This is a genomic window from Bradyrhizobium sp., assembly GCF_017881085.1.
Taxonomy (GTDB): Bacteria; Pseudomonadota; Alphaproteobacteria; order Rhizobiales; family Xanthobacteraceae; genus Bradyrhizobium.
Genome location: NZ_JADGRI010000469.1, coordinates 1 through 2,963, shown reverse-complemented (window position 1 = coordinate 2,963; position 2,963 = coordinate 1). Strand labels below are relative to the sequence as shown.

4 protein-coding genes are annotated in these 2,963 nt (G+C 65.2%); all 4 read right to left on the bottom strand.

Features of this window, described 5'->3' with window-relative positions; genetic code table 11:
* Nucleotides 1-373: TrmO family methyltransferase (locus tag QZ213_RS26760; protein WP_291689058.1), on the bottom strand; the 373-nt coding region annotated here is incomplete at its 3' end.
* Nucleotides 374-402: 29 nt separating this feature from the next.
* Nucleotides 403-747 carry an AzlD domain-containing protein gene (locus QZ213_RS26755; protein WP_291689057.1) on the bottom strand — a complete coding sequence of 115 codons (345 nt, stop codon included), beginning with the start codon at nucleotides 745-747 and terminating at the stop codon, nucleotides 403-405.
* Nucleotides 744-1,481, bottom strand: coding sequence for an AzlC family ABC transporter permease (locus QZ213_RS26750; protein WP_291689056.1), 738 nt, complete (start codon nucleotides 1,479-1,481; stop codon nucleotides 744-746). Before QZ213_RS26750 ends, QZ213_RS26755 begins: the two co-directional genes overlap by 4 nt.
* A 98-nt stretch (nucleotides 1,482-1,579) precedes the next feature.
* Nucleotides 1,580-2,521, bottom strand: coding sequence for a lytic transglycosylase domain-containing protein (locus QZ213_RS26745; RefSeq protein ID WP_291689059.1), 942 nt, complete (start codon nucleotides 2,519-2,521; stop codon nucleotides 1,580-1,582).
* Nucleotides 2,522-2,963 lie beyond the last annotated feature (442 nt).

The window sequence follows — 2,963 nt, the reverse complement described above, 5'->3', positions numbered from 1 at the left end:
TGTTGCCCTCGAGTTTGACCAGCTTGACGATCGAGGTGCCGATCGGGTTCGGCCGCACCGGGGAGCGCAGCGAAAACGTGCCGCGGGTCGACCGGTTGTCTTTCGGGCTTTGCAACACGAGATCGCGGCGCGACCGGTGCAGCCAGTAGATCACTTCGAGATTTGAGTAGAAATCGACCCCCTTCAGGGCCGGCACCCAGGGCTCGAAAATCTCGAGCCGGCAGACCGGGCCGTCGTGACGCCCCTGCCGCGGGGTGTCCTCGCGCGAGGTCCAGGGGGTGCGGATGCGGCCGATGAAGACGAGCCCGGCGTCATTCGCCTTCGGCGTGTCGACGACGACTTCACCTTCACGCAGTGCCTTGTCCCGAACCATGGTCGCCTCTCGTATGCCCGTAAACCTAACTACCCGATCCACCATTTTCCAGCCAGCATCACGAACTCCCCGCAGACCACGCCGGCCAGCGTCGACCGCCGGGTCGCGAGAAAAGCCGCAAATCCCGCGGCCACCGCGCCATAGCGCAGCCAGCCGGGGACGCTTGCCAGCGCGCCGGGCGGCTGCACCAGGATTTGCGCGATGACGCCGGCCAGGATCGCGGTCGCCACCGCCCTCACCCAGACCAGCAATTCCGAGCCTTCATCAAGGCCGCCGCCGAACCAGAGTCCGAGCATGCGCCATATCTGGTTGGGAATGACGCCCGCGATCAGCAGGATCAGCAGCGCATGCCAGTCGCCGATGAAATCGCTCATTGCTGCTCCCGCCACCAGTGAACCCCGTAGGCGATGGTGCCGGCCGACACACCGCTGACGAGGATATCGACGCCGCTGTCCAGCAGGGAAGCGAGCGGGAACAGCGCCAGCCCCAATGCCAGCGCCACGAAATCCGCGGGCTCCCGGCAGTTGCGGGCGGTGGAGAACAGGAATGCAAGCGGCGTCAGCATCAGGATCGCGGCGGCGAATAGTTGCGAGAGGCTGGCCGCGAGAGCATAGCCCACGCTCGTCGCGACCAGGCAGACGCAGACCAGACCGCTGCCGAGTCCATGGATAAAGGCGATCCGCCGTTCGCGCGGCACGTGCGGAAGGAAGCGGAAACATTCGACCCACAGCGTAACCGCCGTGAGATGAGCCACCAGCACCAGTTGCCGCCGCTTTGTCTCCGGCGTCCGCATCATCGGCATCACCGACACCACCATCGGAAACAGCCGGATGGCGCTGACGGTCACCGCGATCGCCGCCTGAATGATCGTCGCCCCGGAGCCCAGCGTCGAGATCAGGATGATCTGCGCAGGCCCGGCCCAGACGAACAGCGTGCTCGCCAGCGCCCATCCCAGGCTGAAATGTGTGTCATGCGCCAGCGCGCCGATGCCGAGATAGGTCGCAAACAGCACCAGGGTGAGAATGGTCGAACCAACCGACCGCATTCCCCATGCGAACGCGCGGAGCGAGCTGTGCCATATGGGCGAGTCGAGCGCAGGAAGGGCCAAAGGCGACCGGGCAATGATGAGTCGTGCTGCGCATAACGCTGGCGAAACCGGCCGGCGTCAAGCGAAGGCCGCCTCAGGGCTGTCATGCACCCGCCCGCTCAGCCCCGGACGCCCCTGTTCCGCAGCACGAAACAAGCGCCACCGGCGCGGAGGATGCGGTTGCAGAGGTTGTCTGCCGCGGGCCTCGTGTCGGCGCCGATCCGAACCTGGTAGAACAGACGGGTGCCCCGCGTGCGCATCAACGTGCTCAACAGGCTTGGGTCCTGATCGCCGATCACAGCGCTCAGCCGCTTCATCGCGCGGCCATACATCGCCAGCGCCTTGTTGCGGTCAAAGCCGGCGGCGAGTTGAACGCCCCACAATTTCGCCGCGGCAAGTCTTACATGCTGTTCGAGCTCGCTGACGAATGAATTGGGTGCGCGCCCGAGCAGCGCCATCAATTCCCGGCAACTGGTGTTCGGCGCGCGGTCAGCCTTCTTGCCGTTCTTGCCGGCGGCGGCCCAGTCGTCGACGGAGGTGCCGGTGATGGCGGAAACGTAGTTGCGCGTCTCCTGCGGCATCGGGCCACTTCCCGCGAGCCAATCCTGCACCCGTTTCGGCCCGGCATTGTAGGCCGCCGCAGCCAGCCCGAGATTGCCGAACTGGTTGCGCAACTCGCTCAGGAATTCCGCTGATTTCGGCAGCGCCTGCACGGGATCGAAGGGATCGAGCAGCCGGCGCTCGCTGGCGGTTCCCGGCATGAATTGCGCGATACCTTCCGCGCGCTGGCCGTTGCGGGTGACGGGACCAATCGCGTCGACCTGAAAGCGGCTTTCCTGCCAGATCACGCGCGCGAAAAACTCCAGCGGCAGATCGTTCGACCGCGCCGCGGATTCGATCATCAGGCACATCGCCTCGCGGGTGTCGGTTTCGCGCGCATTTGGCGCGGGCGGTTGCGCCGCAAGCTCCTCGACGCTCGGTATCGCAACATCCTTGTTCGCCGGGCTGACCTCGTCCGCCAGGGCCGTAGCCGGCAGGCAGAGCGGCATTAATACCGCCATCCAATATGCCGCCAACAGGCCACTCAGTGTTGCCACCGCCACAACTCGTTTTGGAAACACCGTGCTGGACACGTGGAACCCGGCCGTTGAGCTATCAAACATGAGGAGCCGCGTGTGGGAACGCAAGCGAGACCGCAACGCCAGACGAGCAGCTTGGTTTCGCGCCCGACGCGGTGCGAAGCGCCGAGGGGCTGGCGCGGCGGCGGCACGAATCGGCGCGCGGAGGACAATCGCCCGCCGATTGCGCCAAAAGGGCTGCGTAAGTCACCGAAATATCGCTTTCCCGGCTATCATCGATTTACGTTAACGCCGCATTTTGTACGCTGCTCCCTTTCGCGCAGAGCGAAGCCGGGTATGGTCCCCCCTCTTTGCCGGGGAGGAATACAATGCTGGACCGACGCCAAAGCGCGCGCGACAAGGTTATTTATGGCGGCGTCGCCGA